The organism is Streptomyces sp. LS-MS-L19 (assembly GCF_058382285.1).
Window position 1 is genome coordinate 5,620,113 of record NZ_JBYCLL010000001.1, and the last position, 23,051, is coordinate 5,643,163.

General features: G+C 72.5%; 20 protein-coding genes and 1 tRNA gene. 13 read left to right on the forward strand and 8 right to left on the reverse strand.

Features of this window, described 5'->3' with window-relative positions; genetic code table 11:
• Positions 1–53 precede the first annotated feature (53 nt).
• The 4 genes from AC2XR2_RS25065 to AC2XR2_RS25080 all read left to right on the forward strand — a co-directional run bounded on the left by AC2XR2_RS25065 (position 54) and on the right by AC2XR2_RS25080 (position 4,075).
• On the forward strand, positions 54–1,259 hold the full coding sequence (locus tag AC2XR2_RS25065; RefSeq protein WP_491516364.1) for a DNA polymerase III subunit delta': 1,206 nt from the start codon (positions 54–56) through the stop codon (positions 1,257–1,259).
• Positions 1,260–1,330: 71 nt separating this feature from the next.
• The gene (locus AC2XR2_RS25070; protein ID WP_491516365.1) at positions 1,331–2,914 is read left to right on the forward strand and encodes an alpha/beta hydrolase; all 1,584 of its coding nucleotides are present in this window, start codon (positions 1,331–1,333) and stop codon (positions 2,912–2,914) included.
• A 107-nt stretch (positions 2,915–3,021) separates the two neighbouring features.
• A tRNA-Thr gene (locus tag AC2XR2_RS25075) sits at positions 3,022–3,095 on the forward strand.
• 170 nt (positions 3,096–3,265) lie between these two features.
• On the forward strand, positions 3,266–4,075 hold the full coding sequence (locus AC2XR2_RS25080) for a hypothetical protein (RefSeq protein WP_491516366.1): 810 nt from the start codon (positions 3,266–3,268) through the stop codon (positions 4,073–4,075).
• Positions 4,076–4,176: 101 nt separating this feature from the next.
• Here AC2XR2_RS25080 and AC2XR2_RS25085 read toward each other — a convergent pair whose 3' ends face one another.
• Positions 4,177–7,308 carry a family 78 glycoside hydrolase catalytic domain gene (locus AC2XR2_RS25085; protein ID WP_491516367.1) on the reverse strand — a complete coding sequence of 1,044 codons (3,132 nt, stop codon included), beginning with the start codon at positions 7,306–7,308 and terminating at the stop codon, positions 4,177–4,179.
• A 1,016-nt stretch (positions 7,309–8,324) separates the two neighbouring features.
• Here AC2XR2_RS25085 and AC2XR2_RS25090 point away from each other — a divergent pair.
• From AC2XR2_RS25090 to AC2XR2_RS25100, 3 genes are all read left to right on the forward strand, one after another.
• A complete protein-coding gene (locus tag AC2XR2_RS25090) occupies positions 8,325–8,627 on the forward strand; it encodes a DUF3052 domain-containing protein (protein WP_491516368.1) in 303 nt (100 codons plus the stop codon).
• 434 nt (positions 8,628–9,061) lie between these two features.
• Positions 9,062–9,955 (forward strand): glycosyltransferase family 2 protein, encoded by an 894-nt coding sequence (locus tag AC2XR2_RS25095; protein WP_449352508.1) that lies wholly within the window; start codon positions 9,062–9,064, stop codon positions 9,953–9,955.
• Between the two features lie 373 nt (positions 9,956–10,328).
• Positions 10,329–13,847 carry an AfsR/SARP family transcriptional regulator gene (locus AC2XR2_RS25100; RefSeq protein WP_491516369.1) on the forward strand — a complete coding sequence of 1,173 codons (3,519 nt, stop codon included), beginning with the start codon at positions 10,329–10,331 and terminating at the stop codon, positions 13,845–13,847.
• Here the strand turns inward: AC2XR2_RS25100 and AC2XR2_RS25105 are convergent, their stop codons facing one another.
• From AC2XR2_RS25105 to AC2XR2_RS25115, 3 genes are all read right to left on the reverse strand, one after another.
• A complete protein-coding gene (locus AC2XR2_RS25105; protein ID WP_491516370.1) occupies positions 13,848–15,539 on the reverse strand; it encodes a bifunctional 3'-5' exonuclease/DNA polymerase in 1,692 nt (563 codons plus the stop codon). It lies immediately after the preceding gene.
• A 48-nt stretch (positions 15,540–15,587) separates the two neighbouring features.
• A complete protein-coding gene (locus tag AC2XR2_RS25110) occupies positions 15,588–16,334 on the reverse strand; it encodes a Clp protease N-terminal domain-containing protein (protein ID WP_381297944.1) in 747 nt (248 codons plus the stop codon).
• Between the two features lie 78 nt (positions 16,335–16,412).
• Positions 16,413–17,039, reverse strand: coding sequence for a LysE family translocator (locus AC2XR2_RS25115; RefSeq protein ID WP_381297946.1), 627 nt, complete (start codon positions 17,037–17,039; stop codon positions 16,413–16,415).
• A 153-nt stretch (positions 17,040–17,192) separates the two neighbouring features.
• Between AC2XR2_RS25115 and AC2XR2_RS25120 the strand changes: the two genes are divergently transcribed.
• On the forward strand, positions 17,193–18,383 hold the full coding sequence (locus AC2XR2_RS25120; protein WP_491518495.1) for a DUF2786 domain-containing protein: 1,191 nt from the start codon (positions 17,193–17,195) through the stop codon (positions 18,381–18,383).
• Positions 18,384–18,550: 167 nt separating this feature from the next.
• On the opposite strand, the gene AC2XR2_RS25125 is transcribed toward AC2XR2_RS25120, so the two are convergent.
• From AC2XR2_RS25125 to rpmB, 4 genes are all read right to left on the reverse strand, one after another.
• Positions 18,551–19,087 (reverse strand): DUF4232 domain-containing protein, encoded by a 537-nt coding sequence (locus tag AC2XR2_RS25125; RefSeq protein ID WP_491516371.1) that lies wholly within the window; start codon positions 19,085–19,087, stop codon positions 18,551–18,553.
• Between the two features lie 192 nt (positions 19,088–19,279).
• Positions 19,280–19,786, reverse strand: coding sequence for a hypothetical protein (locus AC2XR2_RS25130; RefSeq protein WP_381297950.1), 507 nt, complete (start codon positions 19,784–19,786; stop codon positions 19,280–19,282).
• Between the two features lie 64 nt (positions 19,787–19,850).
• Positions 19,851–20,156, reverse strand: coding sequence for a 30S ribosomal protein S14 (rpsN, locus tag AC2XR2_RS25135; RefSeq protein ID WP_381297952.1), 306 nt, complete (start codon positions 20,154–20,156; stop codon positions 19,851–19,853).
• Complete coding sequence (gene rpmB, locus AC2XR2_RS25140; RefSeq protein WP_123762250.1) at positions 20,156–20,392, reverse strand: 50S ribosomal protein L28; 237 nt, start codon at positions 20,390–20,392, stop codon at positions 20,156–20,158. The genes rpsN and rpmB overlap by 1 nt, the downstream gene beginning before the upstream one ends.
• 62 nt (positions 20,393–20,454) lie before the next feature.
• Between rpmB and rpmG the strand changes: the two genes are divergently transcribed.
• The 5 genes from rpmG to AC2XR2_RS25165 all read left to right on the forward strand — a co-directional run bounded on the left by rpmG (position 20,455) and on the right by AC2XR2_RS25165 (position 22,975).
• Positions 20,455–20,619: a 50S ribosomal protein L33 gene (gene rpmG, locus AC2XR2_RS25145; RefSeq protein ID WP_015658813.1), complete on the forward strand. Its 165-nt coding sequence runs from the start codon at positions 20,455–20,457 to the stop codon at positions 20,617–20,619.
• 3 nt (positions 20,620–20,622) lie between these two features.
• Positions 20,623–20,871, forward strand: a complete 249-nt coding sequence (locus AC2XR2_RS25150; protein WP_123762251.1) for a type B 50S ribosomal protein L31 — start codon at positions 20,623–20,625, stop codon at positions 20,869–20,871.
• Positions 20,871–22,157, forward strand: coding sequence for a GTP-binding protein (locus tag AC2XR2_RS25155; protein WP_381297954.1), 1,287 nt, complete (start codon positions 20,871–20,873; stop codon positions 22,155–22,157). The genes AC2XR2_RS25150 and AC2XR2_RS25155 overlap by 1 nt, the downstream gene beginning before the upstream one ends.
• A gap of 6 nt (positions 22,158–22,163) precedes the next feature.
• A complete protein-coding gene (gene rpsR / locus AC2XR2_RS25160; protein WP_330265263.1) occupies positions 22,164–22,406 on the forward strand; it encodes a 30S ribosomal protein S18 in 243 nt (80 codons plus the stop codon).
• 326 nt (positions 22,407–22,732) lie between these two features.
• Positions 22,733–22,975 carry a DUF397 domain-containing protein gene (locus tag AC2XR2_RS25165; protein ID WP_020141037.1) on the forward strand — a complete coding sequence of 81 codons (243 nt, stop codon included), beginning with the start codon at positions 22,733–22,735 and terminating at the stop codon, positions 22,973–22,975.
• Positions 22,976–23,051 lie beyond the last annotated feature (76 nt).

Consider the following 23,051-nt stretch of genomic DNA (forward strand, 5'->3'; position numbering starts at 1 on the left):
CACCCTCACAATGGACTCGACGCGCAAGGCATGACGAAAGGGCGGCGGGATCCATGACCGTGTGGGACGACCTGGTCGGGCAGGAGCGGGTGAGCGAGCAGCTCGCGGCCGCCGCGCGGGACGCCGACGCCCTGGTCACCGCCGCCGCCACCGACGCCCCGCCCCCCGAGGCGTCGAAGATGACCCATGCCTGGCTGTTCACCGGCCCGCCCGGAGCGGGCCGGAACCAGGCGGCGAGGGCCTTCGCGGCCGCGTTGCAGTGCGTCAGCCCCGACCGGGCGCTCGGCGGAGTACCGGGCTGCGGATTCTGCGACGGATGTCATACGGCACTCATCGGCACCCACGCCGACGTCACCTCCGTGGCCGCCGTCGGCACCCAGATCCTCGCGGACGACATGCGGGACACCGTGCGGAAGTCCTTCACCTCGCCGGCGAACGGCCGCTGGCAGATCATCCTCGTCGAGGACGCCGAGCGGCTGAACGAGAAGTCGGCCAACGCGGTCCTCAAGGCCGTGGAGGAGCCGGCCCCGCGCACGGTGTGGCTGCTGTGCGCCCCCTCCATCGAGGACGTCCTGCCGACGATCCGTTCCCGCTGCCGGCACCTGAACCTGTCCACCCCCTCCGTCGACGCCGTCGCCGACATGCTCGTGCGCAGGGAGGGCATCGAGCCCGCCGCGGCGATGGCCGCCGCCCGCGCCACCCAGGGCCATGTCGACCGGGCCCGCCGCCTCGCCACCGACCCGGCGGCCCGCGAGCGCCGTGCCGCCGTACTGAAGCTGCCCCTGCGCATCGACGACATCGGCGGCTGCCTCAGGGCGGCCCAGGAACTCGTGGACGCGGCGGCCGACGACGCCAAGCAGTTGGCCGAGGAGATGGACGGCAAGGAGACGGAGGAGCTGAAGGCGGCGATGGGTGCCGCGCAGGGCGGCCGGATGCCGCGCGGCACGGCGGGCGTGATGAAGGACCTGGAGGACAAGCAGAAGCGCCGCAGAACCCGCACGCAGCGCGACAGCCTCGACCTCGCGCTGACCGACCTCACCGCCTTCTACCGCGATGTCCTCGCCCTTCAGCTCGGCTCGAAGGTGGCGATCGCCAACGCGGACGCCGAGGACGCCCTGGAGCGGCTCGCCCGCGGCAGCTCACCGGAGAGCACCCTGCGCCGTATCGAGGCGATCGGCGCCTGCCGCGAGGCCCTCGACCGCAACGTGGCCCCGCTGCTCGCGGTGGAGGCGATGACGATGGCGCTCAGAGCGGGTTGACCGTGTCACTCGTACGAGGCTTTGTTCACACGGATTGCGATCAGTCAACTGCACAGAGTTACTCTCGCCTGATGCACACCAGGCGCAGCTCCCGCTCCCTCCGCACCGGCGGCATCCTGCTGGCCGCGGCCCTTCTCGCCTCCGCCTGCTCCGCCAGCGCCTCGACGAGTTCGGTCGGCTCGGCCACTGCGGCCGCCGACGGGACGCCGGCCGCGCTGCCGAAGGCGCCACCGGCCGCGCTCGCGTCGTACTACGGACAGAAGGTGCGCTGGCGCGGCTGCGGGGTCCCCGGCTTCGAGTGCGCCACGCTGAAGGCGCCGCTCGACTACGACAAGCCGGCCCAGGGGGACATCCGTCTCGCCGTCACCCGCAAGAAGGCCACCGGGCCGGGCAAGCGCCTCGGGTCGCTGTTCGTGAACCCGGGCGGACCGGGCGGCTCGGCGGTCGGCTACGTCCAGGCGTACGCCGGGATCGGCTACCCCGCAGCGGTCCGGGCCCGGTACGACATGGTCGCGATCGACCCGCGCGGAGTCGCCCGCAGCGAGCCCGTCGAATGTCTCGACGGACGGGACATGGACACGTACACCCAGACGGACACCACCCCCGACGACGCGCGCGAGACCACGGAACTCGTCGACGCCTACAAGGAGTTCGCGGAGGCGTGCGGCGCGCACGCGCCGGGGCTGCTGCGGCATGTGTCGACGGTCGAGACGGCCCGGGACATGGACGTCGTGCGGGCGGTGCTGGGCGACCGGAAGCTGAACTACGTGGGGGCGTCGTACGGGACGTTCCTCGGGGCGACGTACGCGGGACTGTTCCCCGGCCGTACGGGGCGGCTGGTGCTGGACGGTGCGATGGACCCCTCGCTGCCCGCGCGCCGGATGAACCTCGACCAGACGGCGGGGTTCGAGACGGCGTTCCAGTCGTTCGCGAAGGACTGTGTGCGGCAGCCGGACTGCCCGCTCGGCACGAAGGGCACGACGACCGCCGAGGTCGGCCGGAACCTCAAGGCCTTCTTCACGCGGCTGGACGCGCACCCGATCCCCACCGGCGACGCGGACGGCCGCAGGCTCGGCGAGGCCCTCGCCACGACCGGTGTGATCGCGGCGATGTACGACGAGAGCTCCTGGGCACAGCTGCGGGAGGCGCTGACCTCGGCGATCAAGGAGAAGGACGGCGCCGGCCTCCTGGTCCTGTCCGACAGCTACTACGAGCGGGACGCCGACGGTCGCTACAGCAACCTGATGTCCGCCAACGCGGCCGTGAACTGCCTCGACCTGCCGCCCGCCTACGACACTCCGGAGGAGGTCGAGAGGGCGCTGCCGTCCTTCGAGAAGGCGTCGCCGGTCTTCGGCGAGGGCCTCGCGTGGGCGTCGCTGAGCTGTGCGTACTGGCCGGTCGGGGCCACGGGCGAACCCCACCGCATCGAGGCGCGGGGCGCCGCCCCGATCGTGGTGGTCGGCACGACGCGCGACCCGGCCACGCCGTACCGCTGGGCCCGCGCCCTGGCCGCCCAGCTCACCTCGGCCCGCCTGCTCACCTACGAGGGCGACGGCCACACCGCGTACGGTCGCGGCAGCGCCTGCATCGACTCCACGATCAACGCGTACCTGCTCCGCGGCACCCCTCCGACGAACGGAAAGCGCTGCTCATGACCCCGCCGACGGGCGGTCCGGGGGCGCCCCGAGGGCTGGTGCGGAGCACCCCCGGAAACTGTGTAGACTTACCGACGTTGCTGATCGCACCATAGTGCGGACGGCGCGCCGCCTTAGCTCAGATGGCCAGAGCAACGCACTCGTAATGCGTAGGTCTCGGGTTCGAATCCCGAAGGCGGCTCTGTTGTGAAACCCCCAGGTCAGTGCTATGACCTGGGGTTTCTTGTTTCGGTACCCCTGGAATCCGGGCGAATCGGGTGCGGGCAATCTGTGCATCGCAATGCGCGGTCGGTCCCATGTCGGCGTGGAACGTAAGGTCGTACCTTGGCGAATCATCCAGCCTTCGGTGATGTGCTGACCCGGCTCCTGAAGCACCGCCGGACGGATCTCACATGGCTGTCCTCCACGTCTGGCGTCGCGGAGACCGAACTCCGTTCGCTGGTGTCGGGCACTCCGCCGCAGGCATCGCAGCTCGACGGTCTCGCCGCCGCGTTCCGTCTTCACGCCGCCGACCTCTGTGTGATCGCCGGAATCGCGGCGCCGGAACCCCTCACACCCCGGGATTCGGCTGCCGGGGCCGCGGTCGTGGGCCTGATCCGGATCACGATGGCACTGCCGTCGAACCAGAGGGCCCAGGTCAACCGGTTCGTGCAGCAGTTGCCGAGCGAACTCGAAGAACGGCCGTGCGTCACGCCGTTGATCTATGACCCGCACTCGTCGGGCCTTGGCGCGACGCTCGCCAACCTGCTCTGCACCAACCGGAATCTGCACTCCCTGACCGCCACGGCCAAGACGCTGGCCGTACTGACCGAAGGCCGCGTGTACCTGGCCGCCTCCACGATCAGCGGCATCGGACGGGGCCGCGTTCCTCTGACCGCGAACCTGGTGGCGGGCTTCGCGACCGCCCTCGGTATCCCGCGCGGTGACCTCGCCGCCATCACGGGGGTCGAACTCGCCGAGCCATCGCGGTCCGACGATCCGCTGCCGGCGGAAACGGCGGCGCTGCTGTGGAGTTGCCGACGCCTGACGGCGGTTCAGGTCGGGCGCGTGCGCGACGAAGCGGAGTCGATGCTCGTACCGGTGCCCGAGGGCGCCCCTGCCGAGGAGTGGAACCGGGTCCATCATCACCATGGGCGATGGTGGGGGGCGCCTAGGCGGTGAACGGCTGGCTCCGGCTCCGGCTCCAGCGTTTCCGTTCGCTCACACCGAGACCGCCCGGCCCCCGACCACCACACCTGACCCCGGCGCCCCCAGCACCCCCCTCAGGCCTCGCCCATGAACTCCCACTCCCCATGCGCCACCCGGAACACCACGAAGCCGGGTTCGGTTCGCAGGTGGCGCGCGCCCGCAGGTGCGGTGACCTGGGGCCCCTCCGCGCCCGGGACGTGGACGTCCGCCGTCGCGCCCACCGGGACCCGGACCGACAGGCGCAGGCGGTGGTCGACTCGGGTCCAGGAGACCGCGGCGGGGCCGCGTACCGTGCGGATGGAGGTGCGGGCCCAGTTCACCGCCGTACGGGCGTCGGGGCGGACGGTGAAGGTGCGGTAGCCGGCGTCGCCGGGGCGCAGGCCGGCCACGTTCTCGTAGAGCCACTGCGCGACCGTGCCCTGGAAGTAGTGGTCGCGGGAGCGGGAGTCGAGGGGCCACATCTCCCACATGGTGTCGGCGCCGTTCGCGTGCCAGTACCCCCAACTCGGGTACGTCCGCTGGGTGGCGATCGCGTGCGCCACATCGGGCCGGCCGTGCGCGCACAGCACCCGCAGCAGCACGCTGGTGCCCAGGGCCCCCGTGTTGAGGTGGTTGCCGCGCTCCTCGATGTCCCTCACCAGGCTGTCGAGGACGGAGGCGCGGGCTCCGGCGGGCACCAGTCCGAAGGCGAGCGGAATGGCGTTGGACGTCTGCCGGTAGTCCGGGTCCTTCGCCGTGCGGTAGTGGCCCTCGGGTGCGAGGAAGGCCGCGTTGAAGGCGGTGCGGAGGTCGTCCGCGGCCCGGCGGTAGCGGGCGGCCGTGGCGTCCTCGCCCAGCAGGTCGCCCAGTTCGGCGGTGTGCAGCAGGGCGCGGTGCAGGTACGCCGTCGCGGTCAGCCGTGTGTCCTCGGGCGGGTTGCCGCCGTAACCGGGCGGCAGGTAGTCGCCCAGTGCGGTGATCGCGAGGCCGTCCCGCAGCCGGGACAGCTCCCAGTCGAGGTAGCGCACCAGCGGGGCCCAGTGGTCCCGAGCGGCGCGCTCGTCGCCGTAGACGCGGTACAACTCGCGGGCCACGAAGGGGTACACGGTCGTCCACTCGGGGGACGGGCCGAGATCGCCGTAACCCCATCCGCCGCTCGGCACGATCACCGGGAGCTGGCCGGCGCCGGTCTGGCTGTCCGCCAGGTCGCCGAGCCACTTGGACAGGAAGCGGTGCACTCCGAAGGCGTACGTCATGACGGGCGCCCCGAGCTGGGCGTCGCCGGTCCAGCCGTTCTTCTCGTACATGGGCGTGTCGGTCGGGATGCCGTGCAGGTTGTTCAGGACCGTGCGGCGCATGGCTCCGTCCAGCCACTCGTAGAACGGCTCGGAGCAGGCGAAGGAGCTCACCTCCTCCACCCGGGTGTGCACGACGCGGCCGAGCACCTGGTCGGGGGTGGGGCGGGCGGGCAGTCCGCTGATCTGTACGTAGCGGAAGCCCTTGTAGGAGAAGGACGGTTCCCACAACTCCTCGGCGCCGCCCGCGCAGATGTACTCGTCCGTCTGGAAGCGGCCGGGGACATGGTCGGTCTGGGCGTGCACGCTGCCGTCGGGCTTCAGCTTCTCGCCGTGGGTCAGGCGTACGACGGTCCCCGCGGCGGCGCCCCGGACCGTCAGGCGCGTCCAGCCCGCCATAGTGCGGCCCATGTCGACGACGTAGACGCCGGGGGTGAGTTCGCTGATCGCGGTGGGGCGTACCGTCTCGACGATCTCGATCGGGTCGTGCGGCTGGGCGCGCAGCTTGCCGCGGGGCGCCGGTTGTACGCCGGGCGCGCGCCAGCCGGTGTCGTCGAAGCCGGGTTCGCTCCAGCCGGCTGGGGCTCGGCGGGCGTCGTAAGTCTCGCCCGCGTAGAGGGAGTTGGAGCGGGTCGGGCCCTCGGTCAGCCGCCAGTCGCCGTCCGAGACGACGGTGGTGCGGGAGCCGTCCGGGTGGTCGATCTCCAGCTGCGCGAGGAGGCGGGGTTCGCCGTGCCAGGGCGGGTTGTGCCAGTTCCAGACGTTGGGGGTGGTCATGCCGAAGAAGCCGCGGCCGAGGGTGACGCCCAGGGCGTTCTCACCGCGTCTCAGGAGGTCGGTCACGTCGTGGACGGCGTACAGCACGGTCTCGTCGTAGTCGGTGAAGCCGGGGTCGAGGACCTGGCGGCCGACGCGGCGGCCGTTGATCTCCGCCTCGTAGTAGGCGAGTCCGCTGATGTACAGCCGGGCCCGGGAGACCTTCCGGGGCACGGTGAAGGAGCGGCGGAGCAGGGGCGCGGGCTGTTCCGGTACGGCGACCGTCACGCCGTTGCCCCAGGGGCCCTGTCCGTACGGCGCGAGGAGGACCGCCTGCGCCCAGCCGGTGTCGTCGAAGTCCGGTTCCTGCCAGCCGGGTTGCTCGGTCTCGGCGGTGCGCCAGCCGGGGCCGGTGACCAGTTCGAGGGGCGGTCCGGCGGCCGTGTCGACGATCAGTCGCACCAGCAGGCCGGCCGGGTTGACCGAGGCTCCACCGCGGTTGGTGGCGAGGACGGCCAGGACGACCCCCGCACCATCGGACCGCACCTGCGCGGTGACGTCCGCCGTTCGGCCGGTGCGCCAACCGTCCGTCTGCTGCGGTGCGTTGAGGACCTGCTCACCGCCGACGTAGAGCGTGAAGTCGTCGTCCGCGGTGGCGACGACGGTGGCCCGCCGTACGTCCGTGCCGGCGGGCAGGGCCAGCCGTGCCCTGAACCACCGGGGCCCCTCGGGGGCGCCGGAGGTGGTGGCGCCCGGCGACCAGATCCATGCGGCGCCTTCGAAGGAGGGGGGCTGCTCCGGGGCGTCGGCGCCGATCCATCGAGCCCGCCAGTCGGTGGTCGACAACGTTGTCTCCCACCAGCGCGGTTCGCTCCAGCGGGAGGCGCGTCCGGAGGCGTCCCAGACGCGGACCCGCCAGTGGTAGCGGGTGCGGGGGAGGAGCGGTGCGGGGCCGCCGTAGGCGATGCCGACGGTGCGGTCGGAGGTGACCTTGCCGGAGTCCCAGGTCAGGGGGGCGTTCCAGCGGGGGCTGTCGCGGGTGTCCTTGCGGGACCTGTCGCGGGTCACCTGGATTTGGTACGCCGCCTGGCGGGCGCCGTGTCCGGGGGCCGCCAACTCCCAGGAGAGGCCGGGGCGTTCGATGTCGGTGCCGAGGAGTGTGGTGGCGTACTCCACGGTGGTTCGTGCGATGTGGAGGCCGGGGGTCTTCGGTGTGGGTGGTGCTTGTGGTGCTTGTGGTGCTTGCGATGTGTGCGGTGCCGCGGTTGCCGTCGGTGTGCTGGTGGTTGCCGCGATGATGCCGGTTCCGGCCGTTGCTGCGGTTGCGGCGGTGCGTCGCAGGAAGTTCCTGCGGTTCCATCTTTCACCCATGATCGCGTCCCTCGCTCGCTATTGAAACGATTCAGTCCGCATTCTCGGGTGATCCTATGGAGCTGTTGGAAGGAGTTACAAGGGGTGGGACGGGAATTGGGGTGACGGGGATCGGGGGTGTTTGCGGTTGGTCGGGTGGGGCGTTGGGGATCGGTCGGTCTCGCTCAACGGGCCCTGTGCGGCGGCGATTTACGGGTTACCTCCAATAACCGGCTGCCCGATTTGGTGGTCCGCCGCCCTGCGGCCGCCGTTCCTGCCTGGCTAGCGTCCCTGCATGAGGCGACGCAAGCGCATCGGAACGAGCCGCGGCACGTCCTTACGCCGCGTGCGGGACAGGGCGATTCAGCGGCGGGAGCAGGTCAGGGCCGGGGCCTGGCGCAGACGGTTCGGCCGGCGCGCGGAGCAGGCTCGGCCGTGGCTTCAGTTCTTGGCGGACGTTGCCACGCTTCTTGCGCGGTTGGTGCGGTAGGGGTGGGTGCCGGGTGCCGGGTGCCGGGTGCCGGGTGCCGGGTGCGGAGCTGTGCGACTGCCGTGTCTGGAGGGACATCCTCCGTGCGGGCCGTCAAGCTGGGGGGAGGGCGGGACAGGGCTGGCGGGGCGGCGCGTGGAGGTGGCACATGGTGGGAGCGGGGTCGGGTGTTGGGGCGGAGGCTGGGTCTGCGTCGGGCTCGGGGCCTGGGCGGGGCTCGGGGCCTGGGCGGGGCCCGGGGTCCGGGGCGGCGGGTGGTTACAGCGGTACGCCGCTCGCCAAGAAACTCGGTATCAAGGCGGGACACCGGGTACGGCTGTCCGGCGCGCCCGACGGGTGGGACATCCCGGGGTTGCCCGACGACTGTGACATCGCCGCCGGCGGTCCGCGCGGGGCGGATGTCGTGGTCGTTTTCCATCGCGAGTACGCGAGGCTCGCGGGCGAGGCGGCCGGGCTGGTCGAGGATCTCGCGGATCAGGCCGCGCTGTGGATCGCGTGGCCGCGGAGGGCGGCCGGGCATGTCAGCGACATCACGGAGAACGCGTTGCGGGAGGTCTTCCTGCCACTCGGAGTCGTGGACGTGAAGGTCGCGGCGCTGGGGGAGGACTGGTCGGGCCTGAAGTTCGTACGCCGGAGGGAGAACCGGCGGGGGTGAGGGGCGGGGCCAATTCGGTGCGGGTCGCTGTTGGTGGGTGGGGCCGGGGTGAGTTGTGGTTGCTGGGCTGATCCAACAAGGCGCCCCTGCTCCCTCACCTTCCGTTCCCGCTGACCCGCAGTCCCCCCGCCTGCTGCCACCTGACCCCCCCCCCGTCCCCGCTGCCCCGAACTACCTTCGCCCCCCGGCACCTCACCCCCCACCCCCGCTGCCCCGAACTACCCTCGCCCCCCCGGCACCTCACCCCCCACCCCCGCTGCCCCGAACTACCCTCGCCCCCCCGGCACCTCACCCCCCACCCCCGCTGCCCCGAACTACCCTCGCCCCCCGGCACGCCACGCCACACCACCCCACCCCTCACCCCCAACAAGTCCTTACCGTGAACGGCTAGCATCGCCGCGGTTGATGGCCGTCGGTTTGAGGGGACGTGGGACATGGACGAGCCGAGGGTCGCCGTCGCCGTGGTGACGATGGGGAACCGGCCCGACGAGGTCGACGCGTTGTTGCGGTCCGTGGCCAAGCAGGACCTCCCCCCGGCCCGGATCGTGGTCGTCGGCAACGGCTGCCGGCTGCCCGAGTTTGCCGAGCGGCTCTCCCTGCCCGGCGAGGTCACCACCCTCGACGTCGAGGAGAACCTCGGCTGCCCCGGAGGGCGCAACGTGGCGCTGGCCCGCCTGCGGGACTTCGGCGACATCGACGTGGTCGTGGAACTCGACGACGACGGCCTCCTTGTGGACGCCGATGTGCTGCGCCGCGTACAGGAGTTGTTCGCGGCCGACGAGCGCCTCGGCATCGTCGGCTTCCGCATCGCCGACGAGCACGGCGAGACCCAGCAGCGGCACGTCCCCCGCGTCGGCGCCTCCGACCCGCTGCGCGGCGGATACGTCACCGGCTTCCTCGGCGGCGGCCACGCCTTCCGCATGACCATGCTCGCCGAAACAGGTGACTGGCCCGCCGAGTTCTTCTTCGCCCACGAGGAGACCGACCTGGCCTGGCGGGCCGCCGACCGCGGCTGGCGCATCCTGTACGCGCCCGAACTCCTGCTCCAGCACCCCAAGACCTCACCGGCCCGGCACGCCATCTACTACCGCGTCAACGCCCGCAACCGCGTCTGGCTGGCCCGGCGCCGACTGCCCCTGCCGCTCATCCCGGTCCACCTCGCCGTGTGGACGGCGCTCACCGTGCTGCGGACGAGGTCGTCGAGCGGACTGCGCGCCTGGTTCGCCGGGTTCGTCGAGGGCGTACGCCAACCCGCCGGTGAACGGCGGCCGATGCGCTGGCGAACGGTGTGGCAGCTCACCCGCCTGGGCCGCCCGCCCATCATCTGAGACCACGTGAGACCACGTCCCGCAGAAAACGGGACGAGGACCCCGGTCGCTCACCTCCGCCGACCGGGGCCCTCTCGCGTCCCACGGATCCGGCCGCGACGGCGACACTCCCCCGAGTTGCGCGTCGTACGCGCGCGCCCTCGGGCCAGATCCGATGTAGTGATCACATCAGGTTGCGCCAACAAATCGCTAACATGTGGCCAACGCATCTACGTTTTGTTGTTCGCAGCCTGGCGTGAAGTCGACGGCGTCGATGGGGAACCGATGGTGTGGAAGCGCGGCGTGGTAGCGGATTCCGGCATCGGTCGGTGTCGGGTGGCTGGCGGGAAACCGTCGTGAAGAGGGCGGGTTTCCGCCAGAAGTGGGCGGCGTGATGGGGCGCGGATCGCAGTCGGGGCTGCGGTTCGGACTGCTCGGGCCGCCGATCCTGTACGACGGCCAGGACGGCGCCGGTGTGCGCGTGGTCGGCAGCCGCAAGCAGCGGATCCTGCTGGCCGCGCTGCTCCTCGAAGCCGGCCGGGTCGTCTCCACCAAGTCCCTCAAGGAGGCGCTGTGGGGGAGCACCCCGCCGGCCTCCGCCAAGGCGTCCCTGCACAACCACGTCTCCCGGCTGCGCCGGCTGCTCGACGATCCCGAGCGGCTCCAGGCGGTGGCCCCCGGCTACCTGCTGCGCGTCGCGCCCGGCGAACTCGACGTCCAGCTCTTCGAGAGTCACGTCGCCCGGGCCCGCGGTGCCCACGCCGACGGGAACTGGCCCGAGACCGTCCACGCCTGCGCGGCGGCCCTCGCACTGTGGCGCGGCGCGCCGCTCAGCGGAGTCCCCTCCGAACTCGCCGGCTACGCCCTCGTGCAGCGCCTGGAGGAGGCCCGGCTCCTCCTTCTGGAGTGGCGCTACGACGCCGAGCTCGCCCTCGCCCCCACCCGACCGGACGCCCTCGTCCCCGAGCTCTCCGCGCTCGCCGCCGAACACCCGCTCCGCGAGTCCTACCACCGCCAGCTGATGCTCGCCCTCCACCGCACCGGCCGCCAGGCCGAGGCCCTCGCCGTCCACCGCGACCTCCGCACCCGCCTCATCGAGGAACTCGGCGTGGAGCCGGGACCCGCGGTCCGCGCGGCCCATGTCGAGGTACTGCGCGGGGGAGCGGCGCTGCCGGGAACCGGACCCGTTCCCGGGTGGCCCGGCCGGCCTGGGGGAGGGGGCCCAGGTCACCTCGGCAGGGCCGACCTGGCGGACGGTCCCAAAGAAGTGCAGGGTGCTGACGCCGGCGACCGAGCCGACGGCACAAACGCGACGGGCGACGCGGACGATACAGACGCGGACGACACACACGCGGGCGACACACACGCGGACGATGCGACTGACGCGACCGCAGCAGACAGCGCGGAAGCAACAGGCCCCGCAGCAGAGGCCGTTGACATCGATCAGGCACGCCAGAGCGATCGGACGACCGCCCCCGCCGCCTTCCCACCAAGCGCTACGCGCGGAGACACGCCGCCCACCTCCACGCCCTCCAGGACTCCCAGGACTCCCAGGACTCCCAGGACCCCGTCACCGTCCCCCGACGCCGACCCTCCCCACGCCAAAGCCAACGCAGAAGCCAACGCAGAACCCGACGCCGCCCCCCTCCCCCTCCCCTTCCCCCGCCCCGCCCAACTCCCCCCACCCCCCGGCCACTTCACCGGCCGCCTCACCACCCGCCGCGACCTCCACAGCGCCCTCACCTCCGGCCCCGGCGCCGCCCTGGGCGTCATCAGCGGCATGGCCGGTGTCGGCAAGAGCGCGCTCGCGCTGCATGTCGCCCATGAACTGCGCGAACGCTTCCCCGACGGGCAGCTCTACGTCAATCTCCAGGGCGCGACCCCGGGAATGACCCCCCTCACCCCGGCCCAGGCCCTCACCGCCCTGCTCCGCGACCTCGGGGCCGACCCGCGCAGCATCCCCGAACACCCGGACGCGGCAGCCGCGTTGCTGCGGTCGCTGCTCGCACCGACCCGCACGCTCATGGTCCTCGACGACGCGGCGAGCGCCGCCCAGGTACGCCCCCTGCTCCCGGCAGGCCACGGCTGCGCGGTCATCGTCACCAGCCGTTCCCCCCTGACCGCCCTCGACGACGCCCACCGCTTCCCCCTCACCCCCCTCTCGGCCGAGGAGAGCGCGGAGTTGCTGCGCGCGGTATCGGGCAGAGACGGCCGCGACACCCCCGCCCGCGAAACCCCACCCACCGACGCCACCCCCACCCATGTCACCCCGACTCACCCCACTCCCACCCACGTCACCCCCACCCCCATCGACGCCACCCACCCCCTCATAGAACTCACCGGCCGCCTCCCCCTCGCCCTCCGCGTCGTCGCCGCCCGGCTCGCCGCGCGGCACGCGCTCACCCCCGATGTCCTCGCCGACCAACTCGCCGCCACCGAGGACCGGTTGCGGCACCTGGAGTACGACGACCTCTCCGTCCGCCGCTCCCTCGCCGTCGCCCATGACGCCCTCGCCGCCTCCGGACGGCGGTCGGACCGCGACGCCGCTCTCGCGCTGTGCCGCATCGGAGCCCTCGACCTGCCCACCTACGGCGTCCCCCTCGTCGCCCGGCTCCTCGGCACCGACGGCGGCGACGAGTCCCGTGCCGAGGACGCGCTCGACCGGCTCGTGGACGTGGCTCTCCTGGAGGAGACGGCGTACGGCCGCTACGCCCCGCACGGCCTGGTCCGCGACTTCGCGAGGGAACTCGCGGGCACCGGGCACGCGCCCGACATCGCCCGCACCACCCTGCGCTGGTACGCAGCCGTGGCCGAGCGCGCGCTGACCGCCCTCGTCGAACCCGGGCTCGACCTGGACGACCGCCGCCGTCCGACCGCCGCGCAACCTCCCGAGCACGCGGCGCACGTCCTCGCCATCGCGCCCTTCCCGTCCTCCGACAAGGCCTTCGCCTGGGCCGAGTCGGAGCTGGAGAACATCGTCGCCCTGGTCGAACGGCACCTGGACACCCCCGACGAACGCGCCGCCGCCCATGTCTCCACCCTGTTGCGGCTGCTCTCCCCCTTCCTCCAGCGCAGCGGCCGGGTCGCCGAGACCGAGTTCCTCGGCCGGGCCGCGCTCACGGTGGCGCGGCGGCTCGGTGACGAGGCGGCCGAGGCGTGCGCCCTGGGTGATCTGGCCGGCCTGCACTTCCTGACCGGCCGGCACGGCGACGCCCTGGACCTCAACGACCGGGCCCTCGCGCTCTGGCGGCGGCTCGGCGCGGACTCCTGGATCCGCCGCTGCCTCAACAACCGGGGCCTGCTGCTCGAAGGCCTCGGCCGGTACGCCGAGTCGGGTGAGGCGCTGCGCCAGAGCCTCGCCTACGCACGGCGGTTGAACGACCCCTTCGGCGAGGCCGTGACCCACAGCAACCTCGGCAACCTCCACGAGCACACCGACCCGCGCGCTGCCATCGAGCAGCACCGCCGCTCGCTCGCCATCGGGGAGCGGACCGGCAGTGTGGTCGTACGGCACTCCGCGCACTGCAACATCGGCTACGCCCACCTCACCCTCGGCGAACCGGCCGCCGCCCTGGCCCACTTCGAGGAGAGCCTGCGCATCCTCGGCAGCCCCGGCGACTGGCACGGCGAGTCGCAGAGCCGCCTCGGCCTGGTCCGCGCCCTGCGCCTGATCGGGCACGGTGAACGCGCCGCCGTCGAGTGCGCGGAACTGCTGCGCCGCGCCGACTACCGCGCCGACCGCTACACCGGTGCCCTCGCCCGCCACCAGTACGGACTCCTGCTGCGGGAGCGGGGCAGCACCGAGGAGGCGCACGCGCAGTGGCGGGCCGCTCTCGACGCGCTGGACGGCACGGACGAGCAGACGGTGCTCCAGGAACTCATCGCCCTCCTCGACGACTCGGGCTTACGCTGATCACTTCGCGTCCGCATAGCACTCCACCACCGCCGTCGTGAACGGGAACCGCACCGGCGTCTCCCCGAAGGTCAGCCGTCCGGCCAGCGCCGAGGCCTCCCGGATCGCCGCCACCACCGCCTCGGCCTCCTCCTCGGGACAGTGCACGATCACCTCGTCGTGCTGGAAGAAGACCAGCTCGGCCGCCATCCCCGCACAGGACTGCCGCAGCGCGGCGAGCAGCAGCAGGGCCCAGTCGGCGGCGCTGCCCTGCACCACGAAGTTCCGCGCGAACCGGCCACGCGCGCGGGTGTTCGTGGAGGCGTACCCGGGCACCCAGCCGTCCTCGCCGGAAGCGGGCTGCCCCGCCGGGTCGTCCTGGGGGATGCCGGCCTCCTCCGCGTCACCCGCCCCGGCCGCCGGCGGGCAGGTCCGACCCAGCCAGGTCCGCACCAGCCGGCCCTCCTCGCCCGCGCGGGCCGCTTCGTCGACGTACGCCACCGCCTTGGGGAAGCGGCGTCTGAGCGCGGCGAGGTTCTTCAGACCGTCGCCGGAGGTCTGGCCGTAGACCGCGCCGAGCACCGCGATCTTCGCCTGGTTGCGGTCGCCGGCGAAGGCCCGGTCGGAGACGGACTGGTACAGGTCGCTCTCCCGGCCCGCCACCTCCATCAGCCCGGGGTCACGGGAGATCGCCGCCAGCACCCGCGGCTCCATCTGGTCGGCGTCGGCGACGACGAGCCGCCAGCCGGGGTCGGCGACCACGGCCCGCCGGATCACCTTGGGGATCTGCAGGGCGCCCCCGCCATTGGTGACCCAACGGCCGGTGACCGTGCCGTGGGCCATGAACTCGGGGCGGAAGCGGCCGTCCCGCACCCAGTCCTGGAGCCAGGACCAGCCGTGCGCGACCCAGATGCGGTACAGCTTCTTGTACTCGACCAGCGGCTTCACGGCCGGATGGTCCAGGGACTCGATCTCCCAGCGGCGGGTGGACTTCACTTTGATGCCGGCCTGGGCGAACGCCTTGATGACGTCGGCCGGCAGATCGGGCCGCACCCGGCGCCCGAAGGCCTCGGACACCTCGTCGGCGAGTTCGGCGAGGCGCCGGGGCTCGCCGCCGCCCGCGTACCGCTCGCCGAGCAGTTCGTGCAGCACCCGGCGGTGGGTCTCGGCGCTCCACGGCAGGCCCGCGTGGTTCATCTCGGCGGCCACCAGCATCCCCGCCGACTCGGCGGCCGTCAGCAGCCGCATCCGGTCGGGGTGCGCGGTGGCGTCATGCCGGCGCTGCTGGTCGGCGTACACCTCGGCGAGGTCGGCCAGCGGGAGATGGACGCCCTGCGGTTCGAACAGGGGGGACTGGGAGCCCGGTTCGGCGGAGCGCAGGGGCGGGTCGGGGGGTACCGGGCCGCCGCGCAGCCGGGCCAGGGCGGCGGCCGCCGAGCGGGGCTCCCCGGACCGCCCCGCGTGGCCGAGCAGGAGGGTCTCGGCGTCCTCGATGTCGTAGCACCGCTCCACCCGCACCCCCGCGGCGAGCAGGCGCGGGTAGATCTCGGGGGTGGACCGCCACACCCAGCGCGCCACCTCCGGTCGCCGCCGTACGGCCTCGGCCGGATCCGCCTCCCGCAGCACCGGCCCGGCGGGCAGCCCGTCGGGGCCGAGGGGGGCGAGCTCCACGCCACCGTCCTCGGCCGGGGCGAGAACCCAGCGGTCGGTCATGGTTGCGAGTGTGGCAGGAGGGTCTGACAACGGACCTTTCGGACAGGCTCAGGCGCCCGTGTCCGTGCTGTCCCCGCGCTCCTGCGTGATCTTGGCGAGCGCGGCGGCGATGTTCTGCTCCGTCGCGGGCTTGGTGATGCCGAGACCCGACAGGATGCCCTCGCCGTTCTCGAACTCCAGCAGGGCGAGCAGGAGGTGTTCGGTGCCGACGTAGTTGTGGCCGAGGCGCAGGGCCTCACGGAAGGTGAGTTCCAGGACCTTCTTGGCGTCCGAGCCGTAGGGGACGAGCTGCGGCGGCTCCTCGGCGGCGGGCGGCAGCGCGGCGGAGGCGGCCTGGCGCACGCTGTCGAGGAGGACGTCCTGCGCCCTGATCGCCTGGGCGGCGAGTGCCTCGGGCTCGGCCAGCAGGCCCAGGATCAGGTGCTCGGGGCGGCCCTCGGCACTGCCGGCGGCGACGGCCTCGTTGTGGGCGGCCATCACCACGTGACGGGCTCGCGGGGTGTACCGGCCGAAGCCCTGGTCGGCGCTCAGGTCGGCGGACTCCTTCGGCACGAACCGCTTCTGCGCCGCCTGCCGGGTGACGCCCATGCTCCTGCCGATGTCCGTCCAGGAGGCGCCCGAACGCCGGGCCTGGTCCACGAAGTGGCCGATCAGGTGGTCGGCCACCTCCCCGAGGTGGTCCGCGGCGATCACCGCGTCCTGGAGCTGGTCGAGGGGCTCGACATGGACCTTCTTGATCGCCGAGATCAGGTCGTCGAGCCGTACGGATGACGTGATGGCGGGATTCGCTGTCATGGTGTCAACGTTAGGTTGACAGTCCATGGGTGTCAACCAGAGGTTGCGCTTACCTCGGGCGTCAACCAGAGGTCGCCCCTACTTCGGCGAGGCCACCAACCGCACCGCGAGCCCCGTGAACACCGACCCGCTGAAGATGTTCAGCCCCCGCGCCACCCGCCGACTGCGCCGCAGCAGCGCCGAGAGCTTCCCGGAGAGCAGTCCCGTCAGGCCGTCCACGACCACGCCCATGACGGTGATCGTGAGGCCGAGCACCAGGAACTGCCCCCACACATGGCCCTTCCCGGGCGCCACGAACTGGGGCAGGAACGCCACGTTGAAGAGGATCACCTTGGGGTTGAGCAGATTGGTGACGGCCCCCTGCCAGAAGGCCCGCCGCATCCCCGGCCCGGCCGGCGCCCCGCCCTCCCCGGGCACCGAACGGTCCCGGAACGCCCTCACCGCGAGGTACAGCAGATAGGCCGCGCCCGCCCAGCGCAGCACGTGGTACAGGGTCGGCAGGGACTGGAACAGCGCGGAGAGGCCGAGCGCGGCGGCGACCGTGTGCACGAACATCGCCGAGGCCACGCCCAGCGCCGCCATCACCCCCGCGGTGGGGCCGCCCCGGCCGCCCATCGCCACGATGAACATCATGTCGGGGCCGGGAGTGACACAGAGCGCGAAGGCGGCGACGAGAAAGGCCGCGTAGAGAGACATGTCCATCATGCCGTCATGCTTGGAGCGGCACGCGCGCGTGGGCGACCGATTTTCGGAGGGTGAGACGATCGCCCCGTGAGCAGCGGTTCGAGCAGCGGCAAGAGTGGCGGCAGGAGTGACGGTACGGGCGGCGGGGGCCGCGGCCGCACCAGGGGCGGGGGCATGGGCGGCAAGGGCGCAGGTGCGGGTGGCGACAAGGGCCGCAAGAGCACCGGCACCGGTGACGGCCCCGCCGCCGGCACCGTCGACCGCGCCTTCCAAACCGCCCTCTACTCCGACGACGACACCGCCCTGGACACCGGCGCCTCCCTCCTCGCGGCCGACCCCGGCGCGGACGCCGAACTGGCCCGGCGCGGCGCGGAGTTCGTGGCGCAGGCCTGGCGGCGCGGCTGGCAGCCCGCCGACGTCGTCCGCATGGTGCGGCGCGAACTGGACGAGCCTCACGTACGGCTCGCCACGGCCCTGATCCGCGCACAGGCCCCCGACGACCGCCCGCGCGGTCACCGCTGGGCCGCGCAGCTCGCCCAGCTGGAGGAGCCGGACCCGAACACCCCCCGCCCCGACCGCTTCCCGCACGCCACCGCCGTACTGGAGCTGTACCGCCTGCTGCTGCGGCTGCCCGCACTGGAACCGCTGGAGGAGCCCCGGCAGGGACACCAGGGCGACGGCCGGATGCTGGGCCGTATCCGCGCGCTGCTCGCCAAGGCGGAGGCGACCGGGTTTCCGGAGGAGGCGGAGGCGCTCACCGCCAAGGCGCAGGAGCTGATGGCCCGGCACAGTGTCGACGAGGCGCTGCTGGACGCGCGGGCGCCCGCCAAGGACGCGCCCGGGGCCTGCCGGATCGGGGTCGAGCCGCCGTACGAGCAGGCGAAGGCGGTGCTGCTGGACGCGGTGGCGACGGCCAACCACTGCCGGGCCGTGTGGAACGAACCGCTCGCCTTCTCCACGGTCGTGGGCTTCGAGTCGGACCTGGAGTCGGTCGAACTCCTCTACACCTCGCTGCTGGTGCAGGCGCAGTCCGCGATGGCCAGGGCGGAGGCGGCCCAGCGGGCGGGCGGTCGCAAGCGCACCAAGACCTTCCGGCAGTCCTTCCTCGCGGCCTACGCCCACCGCGTCGGCGACCGGCTGCGGGCCGCCGCCGAGACTCCGGTGACCGAGGACCTGCTGCCGGTCCTCGCCTCCCGCGAGGTCGCCGTCACCGACCGCATGGACCGCATGTTCCCGGAGACCACCACGACCCGCCTGCGCGGCGTCACCGACGAGGCAGGCTGGACCGAGGGCGCCCAAGCAGCCGACCGAGCCCGGGTCGACAACCACCCCCGCCTCAACCGCCGACCCAAGCCAGGAACCTGACCGCCCGGCCGCAGTTTCCACCCGAGCCCAGCCGCCACAGCGCCCCCGGCCCGTGGCTGGCCTCAGCCCTGGCCGGGCTGGCGTGCCGACCGGCCCGCCGCAGCCCCTCGGGCCGGCCTTGGCCCCCTGCCGGGATCTCAGCCCCCGGCTGTGCCTCCGCCCCGCCCTCAGTCCCCCGCCTGGGCGAAGGCGCTGACCGACGCGTTCAGGGCGTCCGCGGTGCCGTTCTTGCCCTGGACCGGGCCGTACGACCACTTGTAGCTCTTCCGGGTGCCGTCCCCCGGCAGGGCGATGTCCAGGGTCCGGACGTCCAGGCTCCCCGCGGCGCCCGGCTCGGCGCGCACGTACGTGATCGTGAAGCTCGCGGTGTCACCCTTGGCGAGGGTCAGTTTCTGGGGCTGCGCGGCCTTGTCCTCGGCGAGGCCGACCGTGCTGTGGGACGCCTTCAGGTCGACGGCCGGGAAGCCCTCCAGCGTGCACGGCGCGCTCTGGTTGGTCAGCGTGACGGGGATGTTGCCGGTGTCGCCGGCGGCGGGAGCCACGTTGGCGGGACCGACCTCCAGGTCGACCGTGCCGAACGCACAGGCCGAGCCGCTCTTCGGGCTCGCGCTCGCGCGGTCGGCGGAGCTGTCACCGCCGTCGTCGCAGGCGGTGAGCAGCAGAGCCGCGGCGAGAGCGGTGACGGCGAGAGGGGCGGCGCGCATGTGAAGTCCTCTGATGTGAGCGATCCGGTGTGAGCGATCCAGTGCATGGATCATCACGCACGACGGGACCCACCGGTTGCCCGCCCCCACCCACACCCTCGCCACGACCCGGGACCCGCCGTCGCTACGACGCGGGACCCGCCGTCGCTACGATCCGACGCCCGCCGTTGCTACGACCCGAGCCCCCCTCCGCTACGACCCGAGCCCCGCCGTCGGGAAATCGCTCGGCAGCTTTCCGCCCTCGGCCTTCATGAAGCTCTCCGTGCCGAGGGACCCCTGCCACCTCACCTTGAGCGCGGTCTTGCTCACGGACTCGACCGTACCCACGGCGCGGTCCTTGTTGCCGTCCGTGCACTTGAGGCGGATCGTTTCGGCGCCAGCCGTACCGCTGCACACCGATCCACCGGTGGCGAAGAGCGCGGCCTGGTCGCCGTTGACCACCAGCACCACGGCCTTGCCGTCGGCGGTCGTGAGCCAGCTGCCCGCGACCTTGCCGGACGCGGACGACGACGTACCGCCGGAGCCGCCGCCGTCACCGGAGGCCGACGCCGAGGGCGTGGGCGACGCGCTGGGCGAGGACTCGTCCTCCGAGTCCCCGCCTCCGCTGCACGCCGTCAGGACGAGCACGCCCACCAGCCCCGCGGCCGCGAACCCGGCCCGCCGGCGCGACACGGTGCGCGAGAAGTTCGCCGTAGTCACTGGAGGCTCCCAAGCTGTAGCGGCCGCACGGATCGCAGCAAGCTACCAGCCTCACCCGTGAGAGTTACCAGGACGATTTGCGGACACCTGGCAGATGTCCCGCGTGCGCGTGCTCCCGCAGCCCCACCCGGGACAGCCCGAAGGCCCGGAAGTAGCCGCGCGGACGGCCGTCCACCTGATCGCGGTTACGCACGCGCGTGGCGCTCGCGTCCCGCGGCTGGCGCCGCAGCTCCCGCTGCGCGGCGAGCCGTTCGGCGTCACTGGAGGACGGCCTGCGGATGACCTCCTTCAGCTCGGCCCGCCGCTCGGCGTACCGCGCCACGATCTCCTGGCGCTGCTCGTTCTTCGCGATCTTGCTCTTCTTCGCCATCAGACCTTCCCTCCCCGGGCCCGGATACGGGCGACGGCCGCCTCGACGCCGATCGTGTCGACGGTCCTGATCCCCTTCGCGCTCAGCCGCAGCCGCACGTACCGGCCCTCGCTGGGCAGCCAGTACCGCTTGGACTGGATGTTGGGGTCGAAGCGGCGTGAGGTGCGCCGGTGGGAGAACGAGATGTGGTTGCCGAAGCCGGGCCGGGCGCCGGTCAGCATGCAGTGGGCGGACAAGGGTGACGCACCTCTCTCGGGGCCGTGTCGTTAATGGAATTCATTTTCAGTAAGATACCAGCATGGCACGCAACGAACTCCGCCCCGTCATCAAGCTGCGGTCCACCGCCGGGACCGGCTTCACCTACGTCACCCGCAAGAACCGCCGCAACGACCCGGACCGCATGACCCTGCGGAAGTACGACCCGGTCGCCGGCCGTCACGTCGACTTCCGAGAGGAGCGCTGACCGATGCGCCAGGGAATCCACCCCGCCTACGGCCCCGTCGTCTTCCGTGACCGTGCCGCGAATTACGCCTTCCTGACCCGCTCGACGATGACGAGCGAGAAGACGATCGAGTGGGAGGACGGCCACACCTACCCGGTGGTGGACGTCGAGATCTCGAACGTCAGCCATCCCTTCTACACCGGCACCGCGCGCGTGCTGGACACCGCGGGGCGCGTCGAGCGCTTCGAGCGCCGGTACGGAAAGCAGGGCTGATGCTCTCCGTCGTGATCGTCGGCGGGCTGCACGCCGACGCCCGCAAGGCGGCCGTTGCGCGGCTCCTCGCCGACGTACCGGGCAGTGTCGTCCTCCACCACGACCTGGCGACGGCCGCGGCCGGCACCGTCGTACGGACGATCCGCGACGCCACCGGCATCCTGTCGGCCGGCGAGACACCCCTGGTCAACGACTGCGCCTGCTGTGCGCTGAGGGAGGACCTGGTCCCGGAGCTGCGGCGCCTCGACGCGGCCGGGACGCTCCGCCTCGCGGTCGTCGAACTGTGGGACTCCGTCGAGCCCAAGGCGATGGCCGAGGTGGTCGCGGCCGGCGGCCTCACCGTCACCGGCGTGATCACCGCGGTCGACCCGGCGCTCGTCCTGCCGTACCTCGGCAACGGCGACGACCTCGCCGACCGCGGCCTCGCCGCCGCGGCCACCGACCAGCGCACCGTCGCCGACACCTTCGCCCGCCAGCTGGAGTACGCCCCCGTCCTCGCCGTCCTCGACTCCCCGGAGGCCGACGAGGAGGACCACGAACTCCTCACCCAACTCCACCCGACGGCCCACCGGGTCCCGATCAGCGGTGACCGGCACTCCGGCCGGCCTGCGGACGGGCCCACCGGACACCCAGGAGAACACCCGGAGAGCCGGTTCACCGAGCACCCCGGAAACCGGCTCACCGAACTCCACGGACACCGGCCCCCCGACCCGGCCGCCACCCACCACCCCCTACGCCCGTCCGCGCACTCCGCCCTCGCCCGCGCCGCGCTCGCCGGCTTCGACGTGGAGTCCGCGGCCGCGGCCCAGCACCCGGCCTGTGCCCGGCTACCCGCCGAGGCCGACGCGCACGGGGTGGCCACGCTCGTATGGCATCGCTGCCGGCCGTTCCACCCCGAGCGGCTCTACGAGGCCCTGGAGGACATCACCTGCGCGGCCGCCCGCAGCCGGGGCCGGTTCTGGCTCGCCGACAAGCCGGACGTGCTGCTGCACTGGGACGCGGCCGGGGGAGCCCTGTGCGTGGAGAGCGTCGGCCCCTGGCTCGCCTCCCTCCCGGACGCGGCGTGGGACATGGTCCCGCCGGTGCGCCGGGCGGCCGCCGCCCTCGACTGGCACCCCGAGCACGGCGACTGCTGCCAGCACCTCGTCTTCACCTCGCCCGGACTCGACCGCGACGGACTCGAACGGCTCCTGGAGTCCTGCCTGTTGACCGACGCCGAGTACGCCGCGGGCCGCGACGCCTGGAAGCAACTCCCGCCCGCCTTCGACACCCTCCTGGAGGTCTGACCCCCCATGCCGCCCCGCAAGCTCGACCGCAAGCCCGCCAAGAACCGCCCCAACCCGCTGGACGTGGCCGGCATCACCTACATCGACTACAAGGACACCGATCTGCTGCGGAAGTTCATCTCCGACCGCGGCAAGATCCGCAGCCGCCGGGTCACCCGCGTGACGGCCCAGCAGCAGCGCCTGCTCGCCCGCGCGATCAAGAACGCCCGGGAGATGGCGCTGTTGCCGTACAGTTCCGGCTCACGCTGACCCCGTCGATCCACCTCACCCCCTGACGCCCCCGCCACCTCGTCTGCTCGTGCAGTGGCAGATGCAAGCCGACCGGACCGGGACGAGGAGGGTGGAACACCCGGGGCCCCGAATGCGTCTCTTCCTGTGCACGAGGCATGCGAAGCGGGCCCCGGGGCACCCGAGGGAACGTATTGAGGGCCCCACACGTCACATCTGTAACCGCAGGAACACCCCTCGTGCACGTGCATCTGCTCATGCATCTGCACGTGAACAGAGCTATGATCCGGACCAGTTGACCACTGCATCACTGGCCACATGGCCACCGCACCACCGGGGAGCGACCTGTGGACCTCGACGTGTACAACGGCATGGCGGCCACGCATCTCCGCGATGTGGCCTGGCAGAAGAGTCGGCACAGCAACTCGCAGGGTTCCTGCGTGGAGTTCGCGCGCCTGCCCGACGGCGGGGTGGCGGTCCGCAACTCCCGCTTCCCGGACGGTCCCGCGCTCGTCTACACGCGCGCGGAGATCGAGGCGATGCTCCTGGGCATCAAGGACGGCGAGTTCGACCACCTGATAGCGGGCTGATCCCCGGCCACCCGCGGGCGACCGGGGTGGCCGGGGGTGACCGGTCGGACGCGCGGCGTAACGCGCGTAGAACCGC

Coding starts and splice junctions, on each gene's coding strand:
- AC2XR2_RS25070 (WP_491516365.1), top strand. CDS start 1,331: ATGCACACCAGGCGCAGCTCCCGCTCCCTCCGCACCGGCGGCATCCTG.
- AC2XR2_RS25125 (WP_491516371.1), bottom strand. CDS start 19,087: ATGCGCGCCGCCCCTCTCGCCGTCACCGCTCTCGCCGCGGCTCTGCTG.
- rpsR (WP_330265263.1), top strand. CDS start 22,164: ATGCCGCCCCGCAAGCTCGACCGCAAGCCCGCCAAGAACCGCCCCAAC.
- AC2XR2_RS25095 (WP_449352508.1), top strand. CDS start 9,062: ATGGACGAGCCGAGGGTCGCCGTCGCCGTGGTGACGATGGGGAACCGG.
- rpsN (WP_381297952.1), bottom strand. CDS start 20,156: ATGGCGAAGAAGAGCAAGATCGCGAAGAACGAGCAGCGCCAGGAGATC.
- AC2XR2_RS25155 (WP_381297954.1), top strand. CDS start 20,871: ATGCTCTCCGTCGTGATCGTCGGCGGGCTGCACGCCGACGCCCGCAAG.
- AC2XR2_RS25150 (WP_123762251.1), top strand. CDS start 20,623: ATGCGCCAGGGAATCCACCCCGCCTACGGCCCCGTCGTCTTCCGTGAC.
- AC2XR2_RS25105 (WP_491516370.1), bottom strand. CDS start 15,539: ATGACCGACCGCTGGGTTCTCGCCCCGGCCGAGGACGGTGGCGTGGAG.
- rpmG (WP_015658813.1), top strand. CDS start 20,455: ATGGCACGCAACGAACTCCGCCCCGTCATCAAGCTGCGGTCCACCGCC.
- AC2XR2_RS25100 (WP_491516369.1), top strand. CDS start 10,329: ATGGGGCGCGGATCGCAGTCGGGGCTGCGGTTCGGACTGCTCGGGCCG.
- AC2XR2_RS25065 (WP_491516364.1), top strand. CDS start 54: ATGACCGTGTGGGACGACCTGGTCGGGCAGGAGCGGGTGAGCGAGCAG.
- AC2XR2_RS25110 (WP_381297944.1), bottom strand. CDS start 16,334: ATGACAGCGAATCCCGCCATCACGTCATCCGTACGGCTCGACGACCTG.
- AC2XR2_RS25120 (WP_491518495.1), top strand. CDS start 17,193: ATGGGCGGCAAGGGCGCAGGTGCGGGTGGCGACAAGGGCCGCAAGAGC.
- AC2XR2_RS25115 (WP_381297946.1), bottom strand. CDS start 17,039: ATGATGGACATGTCTCTCTACGCGGCCTTTCTCGTCGCCGCCTTCGCG.